Consider the following 20,435-nt stretch of genomic DNA (forward strand, 5'->3'; position numbering starts at 1 on the left):
GCTTTTAGAGATGCCTACGAAACCGCCATCCAGTTGTTTCAAAATCTGTCAGGATCGCGAACTTGTGTATAAGTCAAGTCTTGACAGTAGATTTTTCTCCTCATAACGAGCCAAAAGCGCGCCGGTACTGAATCGCTTCGGCGATCTGCGCGGCGCTCGGCATCGCGGTGCCGGCGAGGTCCGCGATGGTGCGGGCGACCTTCAGCACCCGGTAATAGGCGCGCGCCGACCAGCCGAAGCGCTCGCCCGCTTCGCGCAGCAGCGCTTCGCCGGCCGCGTCGGGGCGGCATGCTTCGTCCACTTCCCGCCCATTCAGTTCGCGATTGGTTTTGCCTTGCCGGGCCAGTTGGCGCTCGCGCGCAACGCTCACTCGCGCCGCGATCGTCGCGCTCGCCTCGCCGATGCCGGCGGCGCGCGCGCTCAGTTCGGCGGGCGTCAGCGCCGGGATTTCGAGCTGGATATCGATGCGGTCGAGCAGCGGCCCGGACAGCTTGCGCAGATAGCGCGTCGCGAGCTCCGGCGTGCAGCGGCAGCGGCCGCCCGGATCGCCGCGCCAGCCGCACGGGCACGGGTTCATCGCGGCGATCAGCTGGCACGCGGCCGGGAAGTCGGTTTGCAGCGCGGCCCGCGAGATCGTGATGCGGCCGGCTTCGAGCGGCTCGCGCAGCGTTTCGAGCACCACGCGGTCGAACTCCGGCAATTCGTCCAGAAACAGCACGCCCAGATGCGCGAGCGTGATCTCGCCCGGTTGCGGCGGGTTGCGTCCGCCGACCAGCGCGGCCGCGCTCGACGAATGATGCGGCGCGCGAAACGGCCGCTGACGCCACTGCGACGGCTTGAAGCCGAGGCGGCTCGCGGACAGCAGCGCGGCGGAGTCGAGCGCTTCGTCGTCGGTCATCGGCGGCAGCAGGCCGGGCAGGCGTGCGGCGAGCATCGACTTGCCGGCGCCGGGCGGCCCGATCAACAACACGTGATGACCGCCGGCCGCGGCGACTTCGAGCGCGCGCCGCGCCGCGCGTTGGCCGATCACGTCGGCCATGTCGGGAATCGGCGTCGCGCTGTGCGCGTCGAGCACGGGCGTTGCGACCGGGCGCAGGCCCGCGTCCGGCACGCCGGCCAGATGAGCGCAGAGTGAAGGGAGATCGGCGGCGCCGTAGACATCGACGCCCGGCACGAGCGCCGCTTCGGCCGCGCTTGCCGCCGGTAGGTAAAGCTGTGGGGTGGCCGTTCGGGTGCACGAGGTCCGCGCTGCGGCTGCGTCAGCTGTAGCCCCGGCAGACAGCGCAGCTCCAGCATCGGCAGAAGATTGTTCAACGTCACTATCACCGGCCGCGGCCCCACGCGCAGTGCCACAAGCCATCGCGAAAGCCCCGCGCATCGGCCGCAGCGCGCCGGTCAGCGACAGCTCTCCGGCAAACTCGCGCCGCAATAGCGACTCGGCCGGAATCTGCCCGCTCGCGGCGAGGATGCCGAGCGCGATCGGCAGATCGAAGCGGCCGGATTCTTTGGGTAGATCAGCGGGGGCGAGATTGACGGTGATGCGCCGCACCGGAAATTCGAAGCCGCAGTTCTGCAGCGCCGCGCGCACGCGCTCGCGGCTTTCGCGCACTTCCAGATCGGGCAGGCCGACTATCGAAAAAGACGGTAGTCCGTTGGCGAGGTGAACCTCGACGGTGACTTCGGGCGCGCGGCCAGCGGCCGGCGCGCGACTGCGCACCACGGCAAGCGACATGTTTTCTCCCGTCGGACGGTGCGCTCGTGGCGAGCGCGAAGCCCCTAAAACGCTGATGACGTCACGGCTCGCTTGCCGGTGAGGTGCGGCGCTGCGCAGCGCGAACGCTGCGAGCGCGGGTTACGGCGTCTGGGTGAGCGGCAGCTTCTGTTCGAGTTCGGCGACCCGGCGCTCGAGTTCTTCGAGGCGCGCGCGCGTGCGCACCAATACCTGGGTCTGCGTATCGAATTCCTCGCGCGTGACCAGATCGAGCTTCGAAAAGCCTTGCGACAGCATCGCCTTGACGTTGCGCTCGACATCTTTGGCCGGCGAATTCTTGAACAGATCGCTGACGCGAGCCTGGAAGTCGTTAAAAACGTCGTTCGGTTGTTTCATGGTGTTCCCCTTGGTGCACAAAAAATGTGCATGTTTCGTTACGTCTGTGCCCCGTCGCGGCGAATGGGCATTCGTGGTGCGTTGGAGCGTGGGCGCCGCGACCGCGTGAGCGCCTTTGGTGCGCGCCGGGGCGCCGGAAGTGTTCGAACACTCTAGCAACGATCCCCGCGCGGCGCCACCCGCGCACCGCGCCGCTGGCCGTTCGGACAAGGCCGTCCGGGCGCTTCGCGGGAGCGGCGCGGACCGCAGTCTGACACAACATGGCATAGGAGTTGCTGTTACTGCCCCGCGCGCACTGCCACAGCACGTTTTACCGGTAGCGCAACAGACCGGCTTACCGGGACGCAACGGGAACAGCACCACATTAGCGAGGGATTTCATGAAGCTCATTACCGCAATCATCAAGCCGTTCAAGCTCGATGAAGCGCGCGAAGCCTTGTCGGCGATCGGCGTGTCGGGCATCACGGTCACGGAAGTGAAAGGTTTCGGGCGCCAGAAGGGACACACCGAGCTGTATCGGGGCGCCGAATACGTCGTCGATTTTCTGCCGAAGGTGAAGATCGAGGCAGCCGTATCGGACGACATCGTCGATCAGGCGATCGAGGCGCTGGAGCGCGCCGCGCGCACCGGCAAGATCGGCGACGGCAAGATTTTCGTCACGCCGATCGAGCAGGTGATCCGCATCCGCACCGGCGAGACCGGCGCGGATGCGCTGTAAGCCCCAACCCTCGCGACACGGATAAGCGACATAGATAGCGACAAGAGGAAAACCAAGATGCGCAAATTTTTGATGTCCCTGCTGATGGCCGGCTCGCTGCTCGCGGGCGGTGTCGGCGCCGCCCTCGCGGACGACGCGTCCGCGCCCGCCGCCGCCTCGGCACCCGAGGCGAGCGCCAGCGCGCCGGCGCCGGATGCGTCGGCCGCGGTCGCCGCGCCGGCCGCTTCGGCTCCGGCCGCCGACGCCACCGCCGCCGCAGCGAGCGCCCCGGCGGCGGACGCCGCTCCCGCCACCCCGACCGCGCCGTTCTCGGTCGATTCATCGAAGATCAGCGCCGGCGACACCGCGTGGATGCTGACCTCCACCGCGCTCGTGCTGTTCATGACGATTCCGGGCCTCGCGCTGTTCTACGGCGGCATGGTCCGCAAGAAGAACGTGCTCGCGACGCTGATGCAAAGCTTCGCGATCACCTGCCTCGTGACGATCATCTGGACCGTGGTCGGCTACAGCCTCGCGTTCACGCCGGGCGGCTCGTTCATCGGCGGCTTCTCGCGGGTGTTCATGGCGGGGATGAACTACATCAAGGGCGACAAGGGCGTCACGCTGACCGTCAGCCACCTCGCGCCGACGATCCCCGAAACCGTCTACTTCGTCTATCAGATGACCTTCGCGATCATCACGCCCGCGCTGATCACCGGTGCGTTCGCTGACCGGATGAAGTTCTCGGCGATGCTGGTGTTCATGTCGCTGTGGTCGATCATCGTCTACGCGCCGATCGCGCACATGGTGTGGGAGCCGAGCGGCTGGCTGGCGAGCCAGGGCATCCTCGACTTCGCGGGCGGCACGGTGGTGCACATCAACGCCGGTATCGCGGGTCTGGTCTGCTGTCTGGTGCTCGGCAAGCGGATCGGCTACGGCCGCGAAGCGATGGCGCCGCACAACCTGACGCTCACGCTGATCGGCGCGTCGATGCTGTGGGTCGGCTGGTTCGGCTTCAACGCGGGTTCGGCGCTGGCGGCGGACGGCCGTGCCGGCTTCGCGATGTTCACGACCCAGGTGGCGACCGCCGCCGCGGCGCTCGCGTGGATGTTCGCCGAATGGGCGAGCAAGGGTAAGCCGTCGGTGCTCGGCATCGTGTCGGGCGCGGTCGCGGGTCTGGTCGCGGTGACGCCGGCTTCGGGCTTTGTCGGTACGACGGGCGCGCTGGTGATCGGCATCGTCGCCGGCGTGGTGTGCTTCTGGTCGGCCACCTGGCTCAAGCACAAGTTCGGCTACGACGACTCGCTCGACGCGTTCGGCGTGCACGGCATCGGCGGCATCATCGGCGCGATCCTGACCGGCGTGTTCGCGGTCAAGGACATCGGCGGCGCGGACGGCAGCGTGCTGTTGCAGCTGAAGGGCGTGGTCACGACGCTGGTCTACAGCGGTGTAGTCAGCTTCGTGCTGCTGAAGATCATCGACATGGTGATGGGCATCCGCGTGACCCACGAAGAGGAACGCGAAGGTCTCGACGTCAGCCTGCACGGCGAGCGCGTCGAATAACGAAAACAGTGGAAATTACGGAATCAGCGTTCGAAGATTCGACCGGTAAGATTTAAGCGCAGCGATTTGGCCCGCCTTCATGGCGGGCTTTTTTCTTGCTGATCCGGATGGAAACGGCAGTTTTCCCCGCCTATCATCGTGATAGGGAAAAGCATTTCGAGTCTGCTTGCGTACGGAGAAACCGTCCCCAAATGGGCAAAGCATTTGCTCTACAATCTTTTTTCTCCAGTCTGCGAGTGATCAATGGTTCCGCACCTAGTTACGGCGTTAAACGGCCCGCTGCTCGATCTCGAGCGGAAGATCCTCGACGCCACGCCCGCTATCGAACGCTGGTTCCGGCTCGAATGGCAGGAGCACACGCCGCCGTTCTACTGTTCGGTCGATCTGCGTAACGCGGGCTTCAAGCTCGCGCCGGTCGACACCAATCTGTTTCCCGGCGCCTTCAATAATCTGCCGCAGGAAGTGCTGCCGCTCGCGGTGCAGGCCGCGATGGCATCGATCGAAAAGATCTGCCCGGATGCGAAGAATCTGCTGGTGATTCCGGAGCGCCACACGCGCAACGCGTTCTACCTCGAAAACGTCGCCCGGCTCGCGTCGATCATGCGCCAGGCGGGTCTGAACGTACGCTTCGGCACGCTCGACGAATCCATCAACGGCCCGGTCACGATCGCGCTGTCCGACGGCCAGAAGCTCGTGCTCGAACCGCTCGAGCGTTCGCAGCGGCGCCTTGGTCTGAAGAATTTCGACCCGTGCTCGATCCTGCTGAACAACGACCTGTCGGGCGGCATTCCGCCGGTGCTCGAAAATCTGCACGAGCAGTATCTGCTGCCGCCGTTGCACGCGGGCTGGGCGGTGCGGCGTAAATCGACGCATTTCTCGTGCTATGACGACGTCGCGAAGAAGTTCGCGAAGATGGTCGAAATCGATCCGTGGATGATCAATCCGTACTTCGCGCACGTCGAAGGCGTGGACTTCCAGGAGCGCACCGGCGAGGAAGCGCTGTCCGATGCGATCGACGGCGTGCTCAAGAAGATCGCCCGCAAGTACCGCGAGTACGGGATCTCCGAGAAGCCGTACGTGGTGATCAAGTCGGACGCCGGCACCTACGGGATGGGCGTGATGACCGTACACGACGCGTCGGAAGTGGCCGCGCTGACCAAGCGCGAACGCGCGCGGATGGCGGCCACCAAGGACGGCCTCGAAGTGCACGACGTGATCGTGCAGGAAGGCGTGTACACGTTCGAGCGGGTCGGCGAGGAAGTGGCCGAGCCGGTCGTCTACATGATCGACCGCTATGTGGTGGGCGGTTTCTATCGCGTGCACGGCAGCCGCGAGCGCGACCAGAACCTGAACGCGCCGGGCATGCACTTCGTGCCGCTCGGCTTCGAGCACACCGCGCTGCCCGATGCGCATGCGAAGCCCGGCGCGGCGCCGCCGAACCGCTTCTACATGTACGGCGTGGTCGCGCGGCTCGGGCTGCTGGCCGCGTCGGTCGAACTCGAAAAGACCGATCCGGAAGCGATCCAGGTCTAAGCCACTTAGCGCGCGGACAGCGCCGGCGGCGAGCGTGCCGCCGGCGCTGTCCGCGCCGATTCATTGACGAATAATGCCAAGCCCAGCAGGGCGCACCGGGATTTCCATGGACATTCTTTTCATCGCCGATCCGCTCAGCCAGTTCAAGATCTACAAGGATTCGACCTATTCGATGATGGCCGAAGCGGCGCGGCGCGGTCACACGGTGTACACGTGCGAGCCGAAGCAGCTCGCGTGGACCGGCGGCGACGTCGAGGCGAACGTGCAGCGCATCGAGATCACCGGCGACACCACCGATCTGCATCGCGAGGTGTGGTATGCGGCCGATCCGTTCGCGCCGCGTTCGCTGAAGAGCTTCGGCGCGGTGTTGATGCGCAAGGACCCGCCGTTCGATATGGAGTACGTGACGTCGACGTGGCTGCTGGAGCTGGCCGAACGCGGCGGCGCGCGCATCTTCAACAAGCCGCAGGCGATTCGCGACCATTCCGAAAAGCTCGCGATCGGCGAGTTCGCGCAGTTCGTCGCGCCGACGCTGGTTACACGCGACGCCGCGCGTCTGCGCGCGTTCCACGAGCAGCACGGCGACGTGATCCTGAAGCCGCTCGACGGGATGGGCGGGATGGGCGTGTTCCGCGTGAAGGCGGACGGCATGAACCTCGGCTCGATCATCGAAATGCTGAGCCATGACGGCGCGCGTTCGGTGATGGCGCAGAAATTCATCCCCGAGATCAAGGACGGCGACAAGCGCATTCTGCTGATCGGCGGCGAACCGGTGCCGTACTCGCTCGCGCGGATTCCTCAGGGCAATGAGGTGCGCGGCAATCTCGCGGCCGGCGGCCTTGGCGTCGCGCGTCCGCTCAGCGACCAGGATCGCCGGATCGCCGATACGCTCGCGCCGGTGCTCGCGGCGCGCGGTTTGCTGCTGGTCGGACTCGATGCAATCGGCGACTGGCTCACCGAAGTCAACGTGACGAGCCCGACCTGCTTCCGTGAAATCATGGATCAGACCGGTTTCGACGTTGCCGCGATGTTCATCGACGCGCTGGAGCGCGCGGCCGCCTGACCCGCCGGACGGGCAGGCAGGCGTGGGGGCGACCGGCTTGAATGCGCGGCCGCGTCCCCCATTTAGGAAGTAAATCCGCAGTGGGCAGGTCGCCAGATTTGGCGCGAAAATGAGCCTGATACAATGCCCGCTCGCCCGCGCGAGGCGTCGTCCGGCAGCCCTGGCGGTTGCCCTCGGCGACCCTGGCGCGGCTCGCGGACCAGCAACGGGCAACGCGAGCGCCGGCGCCGACAGGCGCGCCGAATCGCTCGTTCCACGATGTGTTGCCGCCCTCGCCAGCTACGGCCGCTGCGAGGCGCAGGCGAGCCGGGCTAACCCCGGTCCACGATTTGGGGCCGTTCTTTTGCAGTAAGGCTGACATGGCAGGCATTCTGATCATTGCGCACGCTCCGTTCGCCACCGCGTTGCGCGATTGCATTTCCCACATTTATGGCGGTTTGCCGGCACGGATCGGCGTGATCGACGTGTCGCCGGATTGCGATCCCGCGCAGGTCGTCGCGTTCGCGGATTCGGAAATCACACGGCTGAGAGAAGAAAACGGCGCGCTGGTGCTCACCGACATGTTCGGCGCGACTCCGGCCAACATCGCCGGGCGGCTCGCGACGCTGCCCGACGTGCGCGTGCTGTGCGGCGTCAATCTGCCAATGCTCGTGCGCGCCGTCTGCTATCGCGCGACCCCGCTCGACACGCTGGTCGACAAGGCGCTGGCCGGCGCGACCAAGGGCGTGCACGCGATCGGTCCGGCGACCCCGGAACCGGTCGCGCCGCCCGCGTGCTCGAACGATTGCCTGCCGGCGCTGCCGCCCGACGCGGCACCCGGCGACTGTATTCCGGCGTTGCCGGCCGGCGCCGATCTGACGCAGAAGACGGACGCGGCGGGCCTGTAAGCCGGCCGGTTGTGCGCGCGACGCTTCAAAGGCCTGGCAACCGGTTGGCGGTTTCACCCTTCACCCTTTCATTCACCCGCGCTTCGGACCAACACATGCTGCAACAGGAAACGACTATTGTGAACAAGCTGGGGCTGCACGCGCGCGCGTCGGCCAAGTTGACGCAACTCGCGGGCAACTACCAGTCGGAAATCTGGATGAGCCGCAATGGCCGTCGTATCAACGCGAAGAGCATCATGGGCGTGATGATGCTGGCCGCCGGCATCGGCAGTACGGTGCTGATCGAAACGGAAGGCGCCGACGAAAAGGACGCGATGGACGCATTGCTGAAACTGATCGCCGATAAATTCGGCGAGGGGCAATAAAGCCACGCGCTGTGCGATTCGAATGGCAGAACAAAGCCGCGGCCCTCGCCGCGGTTTTTTTTCGCCGCCGGCATTCGATTATTAAAACGTCGGCTTCCTAAATGGGAGCGAAAGCCAGGGTGAAAGAGCGGGTAAGGCGAGCGGCGATTTTTCAATAATTAAAGTCTTCCGCTAAAACCGCGCTTCGCCCGATGTAGCGGCCGTGCGCGGGCGCCGATTACGACAATTCGTGCTGCGCCGCACACAGCCCTGACATACTTCAAAAAGGCGCGGAATTTATAATGCCCAGTACAGTCTGAGAGCATTGCAGCGGTTTGCCGCGGCATCACACAACTAGAGGAGGTGCGCGTGTCATTCACGCTGCATGGAATTCCCGTGTCACGCGGTATCGCCATCGGGCGGGCCTATCTGATCGCCCCGGCAGCACTCGACGTAGACCACTATCTGATCGAACCTGCCCAGATCGAAGGGGAGGTCGCGCGGTTTCGCGCGGCCCAGCAACGCGTGCATGAAGAGCTGAACGCGTTGCGCGCCGATCTCGCGGCCGACGCGCCCAGCGAAATGGGCGCGTTCATCGACGTCCATACGATGATCCTGAACGACGCGATGCTCGTGCAGGAAACCATCGACCTGATCCGCACCCGCCGCTACAACGTCGAATGGGCGCTCACCGAGCAGCTCGAACGGCTGTCGCGCCACTTCGACGATATCGAAGACGAATATCTGCGCGAGCGTAAAGCCGACATCGAGCAGGTCGTGGAACGGGTGCTGAAGGCGCTCGCGGGCGCGTCGAATCTGGTCGACAACGTGCATGGCGCGTGCGACGAAATGATCGTCGTCGCGCACGACATCGCGCCGGCCGACATGATGCAGTTCAAGACGCAGACCTTCCAGGGCTTCGTCACCGATCTCGGCGGCCGCACCTCGCATACCGCGATCGTCGCGCGCAGTCTCGGCATTCCGGCCGCGGTCGGCGTGCAGCATGCGAGCGCGTTGATTCGCCAGGACGATCTGATCATCGTCGACGGCGACCACGGCATCGTGATCGTCGATCCGGCGCCGATCGTGCTCGAAGAGTACTCGTACCGGCAAAGCGAGAAGGAGCTCGAGCAGCGCAAGCTGCAGCGCCTGAAGTTCTCACCGACGCAAACGCTGTGCGGCACGCGCATCGAGCTGTGCGCGAACATCGAGCTGCCGGAAGACGCGCGCGCGGCGATCGAATCCGGCGCGACCGGCGTCGGCCTGTTCCGTACCGAGTTCCTGTTCATGAATCACAAGGACCGGATGCCGGAGGAGGAGGAGCAGTTCGAAGCGTATCGCCGCGCGGTCGAGCTGATGAACGGCTTGCCGGTGACGATCCGCACGATCGACGTCGGCGCCGACAAACCGCTCGATTCGATGGGCGGCGGCGACGGCTACGAGACCGCCGCGAACCCCGCGCTGGGGCTGCGGGCGATTCGCTGGAGCCTGTCGGAGCCGCAGATGTTCCTCACGCAGTTGCGCGCCATTTTGCGTGCGTCGGCGTTCGGCAAGGTGAAGATCCTGATTCCGATGCTCGCGCACGCGCAGGAAATCGACCAGACGCTCGATCTGATCCGCGAGGCGAAGCGTCAACTCGACGACGCGGGCATCGCCTACGATCCGAACGTGCAGATCGGCGCGATGATCGAGATTCCGGCCGCGGCGATCGCGTTGCCGCTGTTTCTGAAGCGGCTCGATTTCCTGTCGATCGGCACCAACGATCTGATCCAGTACACGCTCGCGATCGATCGCGCGGACAACGCGGTCGCGCATCTGTACGATCCGCTGCATCCGGCGGTGCTGCATCTGATCGCGTTCACGCTGCGCGAGGCGAAGCGCGCGGGCGTGCCGGTGTCGGTGTGCGGGGAGATGGCCGGCGATCCGGCGATGACGCGTCTGCTGCTCGGCATGGGCCTCACCGAATTTTCGATGCATCCGAGCCAGTTGCTCGAGGTCAAGCAGGAAGTGCTGCGCTCGCATCTGCGCACGCTCGAGAAGCCGGTCGCCGACGTGCTCGCGTCGTTCGAGCCGGAAGAAGTGCAGGCGGCGCTGAAGCGGGTCGCGCTGGTTTGAGTGGTAGCGTCGTCAGTCACCGTTGAATGAAAAACGCCGCACATGTGCGGCGTTTTTCATTTTGACGTGTCGCTCGCTGTAGTCGCGCAGTGCGAGTAAGCGCGGCGCGCTCCATCAAGCCGGATGCGCGTGGCCGCACACCGGACAATCCGGCTGACGGCCGATACGCATCGTGTTCCACTCCATCCGCAGCGAGTCGAGCATGGTCAGACGGCCCACCAGCGGCGTACCGATCGCACCGATCACCTTCAGCGCTTCGGCGGCCTGCATCGACCCGATGATGCCGACCGTCGGCGCGAACACGCCCATCGTCGAGCACGCGACTTCCTCGAACGGCTGGTCCTCGGGAAACACGCACGCGTAGCACGGCGACGCTTCGTTGCGGAAATCGAAGGTGCTGATCTGGCCGTCGAAGCGCAGCGCCGCGCCCGACACGAGCGGCACGCGATGTTTGACGCACGCGCGGTTGATCGCGTGACGGGTCGCGAAGTTGTCGGTGCAATCGAGCACGACGCTCGCGTGCGGGACCTCGCGATCGAGCCACGCGTCGTCGACACGTTCGGCCACCGCATTGACGACGACCTCGGGATTGATCTGCGCGAGCATGTCGCGCCCGGACTCCACTTTCTTGCGGCCGACCGATGCGCTCACGTGCAGGATCTGTCGCTGCAGATTGGTCAGGTCGACCGTATCGGCATCGACCAGCGTCAAACGGCCGACGCCCGCGGCCGCCAGATACATCGCGGCCGGCGAGCCGAGGCCGCCGGCGCCGACGATGATCGCGTGCGCATCGATAAAACGCTGCTGCGCCTCGATGCCGATTTCGTCGACGAGAATATGGCGGGAGTAACGGAGGAGTTGATCGTCATTCATGGCGGAGGCGCGCGAGTGTGTCGCGCATCGGGAGACGGACCGGGACGGTCCGCGGCGCGCGTGTTGTCGCTGTTATTTTAGTCGCGCGGGGAGGGTGGGTTGGTGCGGGCGCTGCTACGAGGAACTACGAAGGAGACGCAAGGTTACCGCGTGTCTTCGCAACCTGAAGCGCTGCGAAGACACGTACGGATGACTGCTTACTTGCCAGCCGGAGCGGGCGCCGAAGCCGGCGCCGGTCCCGATGCGCCCGGCACCGGTTGGGTCGGCTTCACCGCGACCGGCGCGGAAGCCGACGTAGCCGGCTTGTTCTGCGCGAGGCGGCGTTCCATGATCGACTTCGATTGCTGAACCGCCTTGCCCTCGAGCTTGTTGAGCGCCTGTTGCAGCATGAAGTCGTCGGCCGAACCGAATTCCACCGGCTTGCGCTCACGATCCTTCTGGCGCTGTTCCGGGGTCTTCTTGTCGTTCTGCTCTTCGAGCTGGCGCAGCTGCTCCATGCGCTCCTGCTCGCGTTGCTCCGCTTCCTTCTTCTCGTTCGGATCCTGGGTGTTCGCGAGGTGATTCGAGTAGTCGACTTCGCGGGTCACCAGTGCGTCGTCCGGATCGCCGTCCGCGTATTGATCGACCGGCAGATCCGGGCGGATGCCCTTGTTCTGGATCGAGCGGCCGCTCGGCGTGTAGTAGTACGCGGTGGTCAGACGCAGCGCGGTGTCGGCGGTCATCGGCCGGACGGTCTGCACCGAGCCCTTGCCGAACGTGGTCTTGCCGAGGATCAGCGCGCGATGCTGGTCCTGCAGCGCGCCCGCGACGATTTCCGACGCCGACGCCGAGTAGGCGTTGGTCAGCACGATCATCGGCACGGTCTTGAAGATCGCCGGGACGTCCTTCAGCGGATCGCTGTCGAAGGATTGCAGGCGATAGTTGTCGTAGGTGTCGCGATAGATCTGCTTCGAATCCGGGATCTGGCCGTTGGTCGACACCACCACCGAATTGGGCGGCAGGAACGCGCCGGCGACGCCGACCGCGCTTTGCAGCAGACCGCCGCCGTTGTTGCGCAGATCGAGGATCACGCCCTTCAGGTTCGGCTCCTGGCGCGCGAGGTCCTGCAGCTTGGCCGCGAGATCAGGCGTGGTGCGTTCCTGGAAGCTGGTGATGCGCACGTACGCGAAGCCCGGCGCAACGATCTTGCCCTTGACCGATTGCACCTTGATGACGGCGCGCGTCACGGTGAGCGGGAACGTGCGGTCGTCGGTCTTGCGGAAGATGGTCAGCGTGACCTTGGTGCCCGGCTCGCCGCGCATCTGCTTGACCGCCTGGTCGAGCGTCATGCCGCGCACCGGCTTGTCGTTGATACGCGTGATCAGGTCGCCCGGACGGATGCCGGCGCGGAACGCGGGCGTGTCCTCGATCGGCGAAATCACCTTGATCAGGCCGTCTTCCGACGAAATTTCGATGCCGAGGCCCGCGAAGCGGCCCTTGGTCTGTTCCTGCAGCTCTTCGTAATCGGTCTTGTCGAGATACGACGAGTGCGGGTCGAGGCTCGACACCATGCCCTTGATCGCGGACGTGAGGAGCTTTTTGTCGTCGACCGGTTCGACGTATTCGTGCTTGATCTGCCCGAACACTTCGGCGAAGAGCCTGAGCTGGTCTAGCGGCAGGGGGGCAACCACGGCACTCGCGGGTTGCTCAGCCGAGGCGGAGAATTGCAGGGTGGCAAAGACACCGGTAGCAAGGCCCGCGGCAATCAGGCCGATATTTTTCAGGTTCTTTCGCATAGAGTCTGTTGCGGTCGGGAGCGCGTGGCAGCGTCGATAAAGATTGGACGGACAAGTATAACTGCACACCTGCCCGGTCAGGGCGCGGTGCAGACAATCGTGCTTCGACAGTACGGGAAGGTCCTGGTTCGCGGGATCCGCTCGTTACCTCGCGAAGCCGTGCGATGAGGCATCGGAGGGGAGGATGGCGGTTGAGGCGCGTCCGCCGGCTAAGGTCGGCGATCGCAGGGTTTTGCGTGACCGGTAACTTTGCCCGCTCCGCGACGCGCTAACTGGCCGCCACTTCGACCGTCACGCGCAATACAGTATTTCTCAGTAGCCCTGCTGACAGCATATGGCCCCGCGCGGTTTTGCCGCGCGGGGCCATATGTTGGGATGGGTGCTTAGCCCGCCTTACCCTGGCTTGCGACCGCGGCTTGCGCCTTCGCGATCGCGTCCTGGTCGCCGAGGTAGTAGTGCTTGATCGGCTTCAGGTCGGCGTCGAGTTCATACACGAGCGGCACGCCGTTCGGAATGTTGAGGCCGACGATGTCGTTATCCGAGATGTTGTCGAGATACTTGACCAGCGCGCGGATCGAGTTGCCGTGCGCGGCGATCAGGATGCTGCGGCCCGACTTGATGGCCGGCGCGATCGACTCGTTCCACAGCGGCAGCACGCGCGCGACCGTATCTTTCAGGCATTCGGTGAGCGGCAGCTGCTCGCGCGGCACCTTCGCGTAGCGCGGGTCGCTGTACGGCGCGCGCTCGTCGGTCGTCTCGAGCGCGGGCGGCGGCGTGCCGTAGCTGCGGCGCCAGACCAGCACCTGCTCGTCGCCGAACTTCGCGGCGGTTTCGGCCTTGTTCAGACCCGACAGCGCGCCGTAGTGGCGCTCGTTCAGGCGCCACGAATGCACGACCGGCAGGTACATCAGGTCCATCTTGTCCTGCACGTGCCACAGCGTGCGGATCGCGCGCTTCAGCACCGACGTGTAAGCGATGTCGAACGTGTAGCCCGATTCCTTGAGCAGCACGCCTGCCTGCTGCGCCTCGCGGTTGCCCTGCTCGGTGAGGTCGACGTCGACCCAGCCGGTAAAGCGGTTTTCCTTGTTCCACGTCGATTCGCCGTGGCGGATGAGAACGAGTTTGTACATGAGAATTGCCGGTCGGTAGTGAGGAAGCGGTGTGCGCTGCATGGCGTGCCCGGAGGCGCGTCGCCATCGCGTCAAACGGTTATTTTATAATGCGCGGATTCCTCTTTCCGATTTCTCTCTTACCGGCGACCTCTCCGTGAAGTTTTTCACCGATTACACCAACCTTGTACTGATCGCAATCGTCCTCATTTCTGGTGGGTTGCTGCTGTGGCCGACCATCAGCCGGCGCGGCCGCGGCGGCCTGTCGGCCGGGGAAGCGACCCAACTGATCAACCGGCGCAACGCGGTAGTCGTCGACGTACGGCCTGCCGCCGCTTACGCCACCGGGCATCTGCCGTCGGCACGGCATCTGGATTTCGCGGAATTGCAGGCGAAGGTCGCGCAACTCGCGAAGAACAAGAGCAACCCGGTGCTGCTGGTGTGCCAGACCGGCCAGCAGTCGAACAAGGCAGCGCGTATCGTGCAGGAAGCGGGATACACGGAAGTCCATGTTCTCGAGGGCGGCGTCGACGCCTGGCAGAAAGCCGGTATGCCGGTTGTGAAACAAGGAGCAGCCAAGTGAATAAAGTGGTCATGTACAGCACCCAGGTGTGCCCGTATTGCCAGATGGCCGAACGTCTTTTAAAGTCGCGCGGCGTCGAGCACGTTGAAAAAGTACTGATCGACAAGGACCCGGCCCGTCGTGAGGAGATGATGACCCGGACCGGTCGTCGCACGGTGCCGCAGGTGTTCATCGGCGAGACGCACGTCGGCGGTTATGACGATCTGTCCGCGCTCGATCGCGCGGGCGGTCTGATGCCGCTGCTCGAAGCAGCCTGAGTTCGACTGCCGCGCGGCGCGCGCGGGCGGACAACTCGACCGGCCGGCGCGTGCGTGCCTCTCGTGAGGCGCGCGAGCCGGCGCAACAATTCGGCGGCCCATGCGTGCATCGGCCGCCGCCACGCACACCTATCAGGGAATCACCATCATGTCCGACGAGAATAACCAGCCGTTCTTCAACATCCAGCGCATCTATCTGAAGGACATGTCGCTCGAGCAGCCGAATTCGCCGGCCATCTTCCTCGAGCAGGAAATGCCGTCGGTCGAAGTCGAAGTCGACGTGAAGGCCGAGCGCCTCGCCGAAACCGTGTTCGAGATCCTCGTGACGGGTACGGTTACCGCCAAGGTCGCGGACAAGGTTGCGTTCCTGATCGAAGCGAAGCAGGCCGGGATTTTTGACATCCGTAACATTCCCGCCGAACAGATCGATCCGCTCGTCGGCATCGCCTGCCCGACCATCCTGTTCCCGTATCTGCGCTCGAACATCGCCGACGCGATCACCCGCGCAGGCTTCCCGCCGATCCACCTCGCCGAGATCAACTTCCAGGCGCTGTACGAACAGCGTCTCGCGCAACTGGGCGCAGCCCAGCAGGACGGCGCGGCGCAAAACGGCGTCACGCATTAACGCGCCGCAACGGTGCCGGCTATGAAGATTGCCGTTCTTGGCGCCGGCGCATGGGGCACCGCCCTTGCCGGTCATCTGGCCTTAAGGCACGACACGGTGCTGTGGGCGCGCGAGTCCGCGCTCATTGCCGAACTCTCCGCTGCGCACGAAAACGCCCGCTACCTGGCGGGCGTTGCGCTGCCGCCGTCGCTTCGCTATGAGGCGGCGTTCGGCGCGGCGCTCGAACATGCGCTTGCCGACGATGCGCTGTGCGTCGTCGCGACGCCGGTCGCGGGTCTGCGCGGACTGCTGCGCACGATGCGCGACGCCGGCAAGGTGCCCGCGCACATCGTCTGGTTGTGCAAGGGCTTCGAAGCCGATTCGCAATTGCTGCCGCATCAGGCGGTCGCCGCGGAGTTGCCCGAGCACGCGAGCAACGGCGTGCTGTCCGGACCGAGCTTCGCGCGCGAAGTGGGGCAGGGGCTGCCGGTCGCGTTGACGATCGCGAGTGCGTCGGCGGCCTGCCGCGAGCGCACGGTTGCCGCATTCCATCACGACGCGATGCGCATCTATACCGGCGACGATGTCGTCGGTGTCGAAGTGGGCGGCGCGGTGAAAAATGTGCTGGCGATCGCTACAGGTATCGCCGATGGTCTCGGGCTCGGTCTGAATGCACGCGCGGCGCTGATCACGCGCGGTCTCGCCGAAATGTCGCGCCTTGGCGTGACGCTCGGCGGTCGCGCGGAAACCTTCACCGGTTTGACCGGCCTCGGCGATCTGATCCTGACCGCGACCGGCGATCTGTCGCGCAACCGGACCGTGGGTTTGCAGCTTGCCACCGGCCGCACGCTCGACGATATCCTCGGCGCCCTCGGTCACGTGGCCGAAGGCGTGCGCTGCGCGCAAGCTGTGCTTTCGATCGCGCGTGCGCACTCGATCGAGATGCCGATTACGCAAGCGGTGTGCGCGGTGCTGTTCGACGGCGTGGCGCCGCGCGATGCGGTGAGCGCGCTGCTGCGGCGCGACTCGAAAGCCGAATAAGCCTTTCTCTTCAGCCGTTTAGCGCCGCTGCGCGTTGAACGGCTGCCTCACCTTGCTGTCCACTTCGGTATCGATGCACGGACCAGCGAGGCTCGCATGCCCACCTTCACTCTCAGTCACGGAATCTGCTCGCTCGAAGCGCGCGTGGTCGACATCACGACGCTCGCGGTCGATGCGATCGTCAACGCCGCGAATACGTCGCTACTGGGCGGAGGCGGTGTGGATGGCGCGATTCATCGCGCGGCCGGCAAGGAGTTGCTGCGCGAATGCGAAACGCTCGGCGGCTGCGCGACCGGCGACGCGAAGCTCACTCGCGGCTACCGTCTGCCCGCCGCTCATGTAATTCACGCGGTGGGCCCGGTATGGCGCGGCGGCGCGCACGGCGAGGCCGATCTGCTCGCATCGTGCTACCAGCGTTCGCTCGAAGTCGCGCGCGATGCGCATTGCACGAGCATCGCGTTTCCGGCGATCAGTTGCGGGATCTACCATTTCCCCGCCGACGATGCGGTACGCATCGCGGTCGCCACCGTGCTCGACACGCTGCCGCGCACGCCGCGCATCAAACACGTGACGTTCGCCTGTTTCGACGCCGCAATGTTCGCGCGCTACGAGCTCGAACTCGAACGCGTTCAGCTGCCGCCTTCGAAGCCGGCCTGACGCCACGCTTCGAACACCACGACCGCCACGGTATTCGACAGATTCAGGCTGCGGTTGCCGGGCCGCATCGGCAGGCGCACGCGCTGCTGGTTCGGAAACTGGTCGAGCACGGCGTCGGGCAGGCCGCGCGTTTCGGCGCCGAACACGAACCAGTCGCCGGGCTGGAACGCATGGTCGTGAAAGCGGCCCGAGCCGCGCGTCGTGAACGCGAACATGCGCGCCGGGTCCGGCGTTTCTTTCGCGACGAACGCGGCCCAATCGGCGTGCACGTTCATCTCCGCGTACTCGTGATAGTCGAGGCCGGCGCGGCGCATCTTGGTGTCGTCGAGCGGAAAGCCGAGCGGCTCGATCAGGTGCAGGCGCGCGCCGGTGTTCGCGCACAGGCGAATCACGTTGCCGGTGTTCGGCGGGATTTCGGGTTCTACGAGAACGACATTGAACATACAGGGACCACCTGGAGACTAGTTTTTTGGAGTACGCAGCGCGACGAAGTTGGTGACCCGTCGCGCGCCCGCCGCCTTCAGCGTATGCGCGAGCGCTTCGAGCGTCGCGCCGCTCGTCATCACGTCGTCGACGATGCCGACATGCAGACCGCGTACCGGATGCGTGACTTGAAACGCGCGGCCGACGTTCTGCCGCCGCGCGTCGAGATCGAGTCGCGATTGCGGCGCGGTGTCGAGCGTGCGTTCGATCAACGTCGCGTCACTGCGCACGCCGAGCGCGCGGGCGAGCGGCTTCGCGATCTGCCACGCCTGGTTGTAGCCGCGCTCGACCAGACGACGCTGCGCGAGCGGCACCGGCGCGATCACATCGGGCCATTCGTTTTGCTCGCGCCAACTGTCCTGCGCGAGCCGTGCGAGGCGCTGCGCGAAGTCGCGTGCGAGCCTCAGCCGGGCGCGGAACTTGAGGCCGACCGCGAGCGTGTCGAGCGGCGCGCGATAGTCGGCGAGCGCGAAGCTCGCGTCGAACGGCGGCGGCGCGGCCACGCAATCGGCGCAGCGATAGTGCGCACGCGCAGCCCAGCGCGACGCGGCCAGCGGCACCGCGCAGACGGTGCAACGCAGCCGCGGCTCGTTCCAGTAAGCGTCGTCGCAGCCATCGCACAGCGCGTTATGCGACAAATTGCCGCATAACGCGCACAGGTTCGGCAACGCGGCTTGCAGCACGCGCGACGAGAGCGGATGCAGATCGCGCGCCAAACGCGCGACGCGCTGGCGACAGGACGAGGAAAGTGACTGAAATCGCACGAGTGGGCGCCCGGAAGGGCGTTGCAGGGCCGTTCACGCTGAATGCGGGGAAGCGAACGAGTATACTTCGAGCTCTACGCCAGCACGACACTCATGTCCCCAACACCCGCTCAATCTGGCCGTCCGGCCAATGATTCACGGCGCCTCAGGCGTATTTTCGATCGCCGCTCCGCCAGCTTCGACGAGGTTGCATTCCTGCCGCGCGAGATTGCGCAGCGCATGCGCGAGCGTCTCGATTACATCAAGGTGGCCCCGGCGAGCGTGCTCGACGCCGGCTGCGGCGCCGGCGAGGACATCCCCGGCTTGCGCGAGCGCTTCCCCGAGGCGCCGGTGTTCGGCACCGATCTATCGCACGGCATGCTGAGCCGCGCGCTGCGTCACGATGCGGGCGACACCAGCTGGCGGCGCTTTCTGCCGGCCTCGCTCGGCAAGGCGCTCGGCGCGCGCGGCCCACGCTTCGCGCAGGCCGACTTCTCCGCGCTGCCGTTCGCGGCCGGCGCGTTCGAATTCATCTGGTCCAATCTCGCGCTGCACTGGCATTCGCGGCCCGATCTGGTGTTCCCGGAATGGCAGCGCGTGCTGAAAGTCAACGGCCTGCTGATGTTCAGCACGCTCGGTCCCGACACGCTGAAGGAGCTGCGCGGCGCCTATGCCGAGATCGAGGCCGCGCACGGCGTCGCGTCGCGCAAGCATGTGATCGACTTCGTCGATATGCACGATCTCGGCGACATGCTGGTCGAGGCCGGTTTCGAGATTCCGGTGATGGACCAGGAAACGCTGACGATCACCTACAAGTCGCCCGAGTCGCTGCTCGCGGACGTGCGCCGCTGGGGCGCCTATCCGTTCGAGCGCGAAGCGCTGCCGGGCGCGCTCGCGCGGCGTCTGCACAAGGCCTTGCTGGCCGCGCTCGAAGCGCGCCGGCGCGCCGACGGCACGATCGCGCTGACCTTCGAAGTGATCTACGGCCACGCATGGAAAGCGGTGCCGCGCACGACCGCGGAAGGTCACGGAATCGTGCGGCTCGAGGATATTGGACGGGGGCCGTCGAAGCGTCGTTAGCAGATTGCGCGCTTGTCATCAATAGCTTGTCGACGTTGCGGGTGACGTGTTGTTAAAGCGGTAAAGACGACATCTGTTATGCCTGGGATTTGCCCTCCGCGAGAGTCGCAAAAGCCCGCGCAAAATGGCGCTAAGGCTTGTCGCGCCTGGGTTGCGGGCCATTCTGGGCTTGCTTGTCGTGCCTATGGATCGCGCCTATAATGCGTCAGTTTGTCGCCCGAGGTTCCCACTTTTGGGGCGACGAGCGCCAAGGCGCAGGGCTGCAATATGAAGTGATGCGGTAGTGGTTCGGGCGGTCGCACGCAGTGATGCAAGTGCAGGCAAACGCGACGGCCGCAAGATGCATCCGGAGTAGAAGAAGGCAGGCCGGACGCGACGATTCGCAGGAGGCAGCGATGGGCGCTTCAGATCATCTGCTGGCGGATTCGGAGCCGGTCCTCAGGGACTGGACCATGAAGCGCAACTGTTCGATATCGCCGCGGCAGTTCGTCTGTCTGTACGTGTCGCTTGCGTTGTTCTCGCTTGCAATAGCTTTCATGCTGGTTCTGGTCGGCGCCTGGCTGGTGTTGCCGTTCACCGGAATCGAGTTGCTGGCGGTGGGTATCGCGTTTGCAATATATGCGCGCCATGCTGTCGATTACGAGCGCATCCGGTTGTTTCCAAACCGGCTCGTGATCGAGCAGGTCAGCGCCGAGCAGATTACGCAGTTCGAATTCAATCCGCGCTGGGTGCGGATCGAGCCGGGCGCAACGCCGCGCGAACAGATCAAATTGGTCTCGCGCGGGCAGACGATCATGATCGGGCAGCATCTCGCGCAGAATCGGCGCGCGCAGTTCGCAGGCGAACTGCGGATGTGGCTGGCACGGTGTTGAATGTGGTGCCGGGCACGCGGCGTTCAAGGGGCGCGCGACACGTTGCCAG

Annotated in this window: 21 protein-coding genes; 14 read left to right on the top strand and 7 right to left on the bottom strand. The window is 65.2% G+C overall.

Annotation, left to right across the window (positions count from 1 at the left end; genetic code table 11):
* Positions 1–100: 100 nt before the first annotated feature.
* Positions 101–1,732: a YifB family Mg chelatase-like AAA ATPase gene (locus tag BTH42_RS01720; RefSeq protein WP_075295139.1), complete on the bottom strand. Its 1,632-nt coding sequence runs from the start codon at positions 1,730–1,732 to the stop codon at positions 101–103.
* A gap of 120 nt (positions 1,733–1,852) precedes the next feature.
* On the bottom strand, positions 1,853–2,107 hold the full coding sequence (locus BTH42_RS01725; RefSeq protein ID WP_026228952.1) for an accessory factor UbiK family protein: 255 nt from the start codon (positions 2,105–2,107) through the stop codon (positions 1,853–1,855).
* Positions 2,108–2,486: 379 nt separating this feature from the next.
* Between BTH42_RS01725 and BTH42_RS01730 the strand changes: the two genes are divergently transcribed.
* The 7 genes from BTH42_RS01730 (at position 2,487) to ptsP (ending at position 10,309) form a co-directional block, all read left to right on the top strand.
* Positions 2,487–2,825 (top strand): P-II family nitrogen regulator, encoded by a 339-nt coding sequence (locus BTH42_RS01730; protein ID WP_006048089.1) that lies wholly within the window; start codon positions 2,487–2,489, stop codon positions 2,823–2,825.
* Between the two features lie 57 nt (positions 2,826–2,882).
* Positions 2,883–4,367, top strand: coding sequence for an ammonium transporter (locus BTH42_RS01735; RefSeq protein WP_075295141.1), 1,485 nt, complete (start codon positions 2,883–2,885; stop codon positions 4,365–4,367).
* Positions 4,368–4,610: 243 nt separating this feature from the next.
* Positions 4,611–5,900, top strand: coding sequence for a glutamate--cysteine ligase (gene gshA / locus BTH42_RS01740; RefSeq protein ID WP_075295143.1), 1,290 nt, complete (start codon positions 4,611–4,613; stop codon positions 5,898–5,900).
* Between the two features lie 106 nt (positions 5,901–6,006).
* Positions 6,007–6,963 (top strand): glutathione synthase, encoded by a 957-nt coding sequence (gene gshB / locus BTH42_RS01745; RefSeq protein WP_075295145.1) that lies wholly within the window; start codon positions 6,007–6,009, stop codon positions 6,961–6,963.
* 359 nt (positions 6,964–7,322) lie between these two features.
* A complete protein-coding gene (locus BTH42_RS01750) occupies positions 7,323–7,850 on the top strand; it encodes a PTS sugar transporter subunit IIA (protein WP_075295147.1) in 528 nt (175 codons plus the stop codon).
* A gap of 95 nt (positions 7,851–7,945) precedes the next feature.
* Positions 7,946–8,215 carry an HPr family phosphocarrier protein gene (locus BTH42_RS01755; protein WP_075295149.1) on the top strand — a complete coding sequence of 90 codons (270 nt, stop codon included), beginning with the start codon at positions 7,946–7,948 and terminating at the stop codon, positions 8,213–8,215.
* A gap of 348 nt (positions 8,216–8,563) precedes the next feature.
* Entirely contained in the window at positions 8,564–10,309 is a 1,746-nt protein-coding gene (gene ptsP, locus BTH42_RS01760) for a phosphoenolpyruvate--protein phosphotransferase (protein ID WP_075295151.1), read from the top strand.
* 114 nt (positions 10,310–10,423) lie between these two features.
* On the opposite strand, the gene BTH42_RS01765 is transcribed toward ptsP, so the two are convergent.
* The 3 genes from BTH42_RS01765 to gpmA form a co-directional block, all read right to left on the bottom strand.
* Positions 10,424–11,182 carry a molybdopterin-synthase adenylyltransferase MoeB gene (locus BTH42_RS01765; RefSeq protein WP_075295153.1) on the bottom strand — a complete coding sequence of 253 codons (759 nt, stop codon included), beginning with the start codon at positions 11,180–11,182 and terminating at the stop codon, positions 10,424–10,426.
* Between the two features lie 197 nt (positions 11,183–11,379).
* A complete protein-coding gene (locus BTH42_RS01770) occupies positions 11,380–12,957 on the bottom strand; it encodes a S41 family peptidase (protein ID WP_075295155.1) in 1,578 nt (525 codons plus the stop codon).
* 383 nt (positions 12,958–13,340) lie between these two features.
* Positions 13,341–14,087, bottom strand: a complete 747-nt coding sequence (gpmA, locus tag BTH42_RS01775; protein ID WP_075295157.1) for a 2,3-diphosphoglycerate-dependent phosphoglycerate mutase — start codon at positions 14,085–14,087, stop codon at positions 13,341–13,343.
* 136 nt (positions 14,088–14,223) lie between these two features.
* Between gpmA and BTH42_RS01780 the strand changes: the two genes are divergently transcribed.
* The 5 genes from BTH42_RS01780 to BTH42_RS01800 all read left to right on the top strand — a co-directional run bounded on the left by BTH42_RS01780 (position 14,224) and on the right by BTH42_RS01800 (position 17,208).
* A complete protein-coding gene (locus BTH42_RS01780; RefSeq protein ID WP_075295159.1) occupies positions 14,224–14,649 on the top strand; it encodes a rhodanese-like domain-containing protein in 426 nt (141 codons plus the stop codon).
* Positions 14,646–14,906 (top strand): glutaredoxin 3, encoded by a 261-nt coding sequence (grxC, locus tag BTH42_RS01785; protein ID WP_075295161.1) that lies wholly within the window; start codon positions 14,646–14,648, stop codon positions 14,904–14,906. The genes BTH42_RS01780 and grxC overlap by 4 nt, the downstream gene beginning before the upstream one ends.
* A gap of 148 nt (positions 14,907–15,054) precedes the next feature.
* Positions 15,055–15,531 carry a protein-export chaperone SecB gene (gene secB, locus BTH42_RS01790; protein ID WP_075295238.1) on the top strand — a complete coding sequence of 159 codons (477 nt, stop codon included), beginning with the start codon at positions 15,055–15,057 and terminating at the stop codon, positions 15,529–15,531.
* A 21-nt stretch (positions 15,532–15,552) separates the two neighbouring features.
* Entirely contained in the window at positions 15,553–16,551 is a 999-nt protein-coding gene (locus BTH42_RS01795; protein WP_075295163.1) for an NAD(P)H-dependent glycerol-3-phosphate dehydrogenase, read from the top strand.
* A gap of 96 nt (positions 16,552–16,647) precedes the next feature.
* Complete coding sequence (locus tag BTH42_RS01800; RefSeq protein ID WP_075295165.1) at positions 16,648–17,208, top strand: O-acetyl-ADP-ribose deacetylase; 561 nt, start codon at positions 16,648–16,650, stop codon at positions 17,206–17,208.
* On the opposite strand, the gene trmL is transcribed toward BTH42_RS01800, so the two are convergent.
* Together trmL and BTH42_RS01810 are read right to left on the bottom strand one after the other, a co-directional pair.
* Positions 17,181–17,651: a tRNA (uridine(34)/cytosine(34)/5-carboxymethylaminomethyluridine(34)-2'-O)-methyltransferase TrmL gene (trmL, locus tag BTH42_RS01805; RefSeq protein WP_075295167.1), complete on the bottom strand. Its 471-nt coding sequence runs from the start codon at positions 17,649–17,651 to the stop codon at positions 17,181–17,183. The genes BTH42_RS01800 and trmL overlap by 28 nt on opposite strands.
* Before the next feature lie 18 nt (positions 17,652–17,669).
* Positions 17,670–18,407 carry a ComF family protein gene (locus tag BTH42_RS01810; RefSeq protein ID WP_256701703.1) on the bottom strand — a complete coding sequence of 246 codons (738 nt, stop codon included), beginning with the start codon at positions 18,405–18,407 and terminating at the stop codon, positions 17,670–17,672.
* A 141-nt stretch (positions 18,408–18,548) separates the two neighbouring features.
* Between BTH42_RS01810 and BTH42_RS01815 the strand changes: the two genes are divergently transcribed.
* Positions 18,549–19,514, top strand: a complete 966-nt coding sequence (locus BTH42_RS01815; protein ID WP_075295171.1) for a methyltransferase domain-containing protein — start codon at positions 18,549–18,551, stop codon at positions 19,512–19,514.
* A 395-nt stretch (positions 19,515–19,909) separates the two neighbouring features.
* Complete coding sequence (locus tag BTH42_RS01820) at positions 19,910–20,386, top strand: DUF2244 domain-containing protein (protein WP_075295173.1); 477 nt, start codon at positions 19,910–19,912, stop codon at positions 20,384–20,386.
* Positions 20,387–20,435 lie beyond the last annotated feature (49 nt).

This window comes from Burkholderia sp. SRS-W-2-2016 (genome assembly GCF_001931485.1).
Taxonomy (GTDB): domain Bacteria; phylum Pseudomonadota; class Gammaproteobacteria; order Burkholderiales; family Burkholderiaceae; genus Paraburkholderia.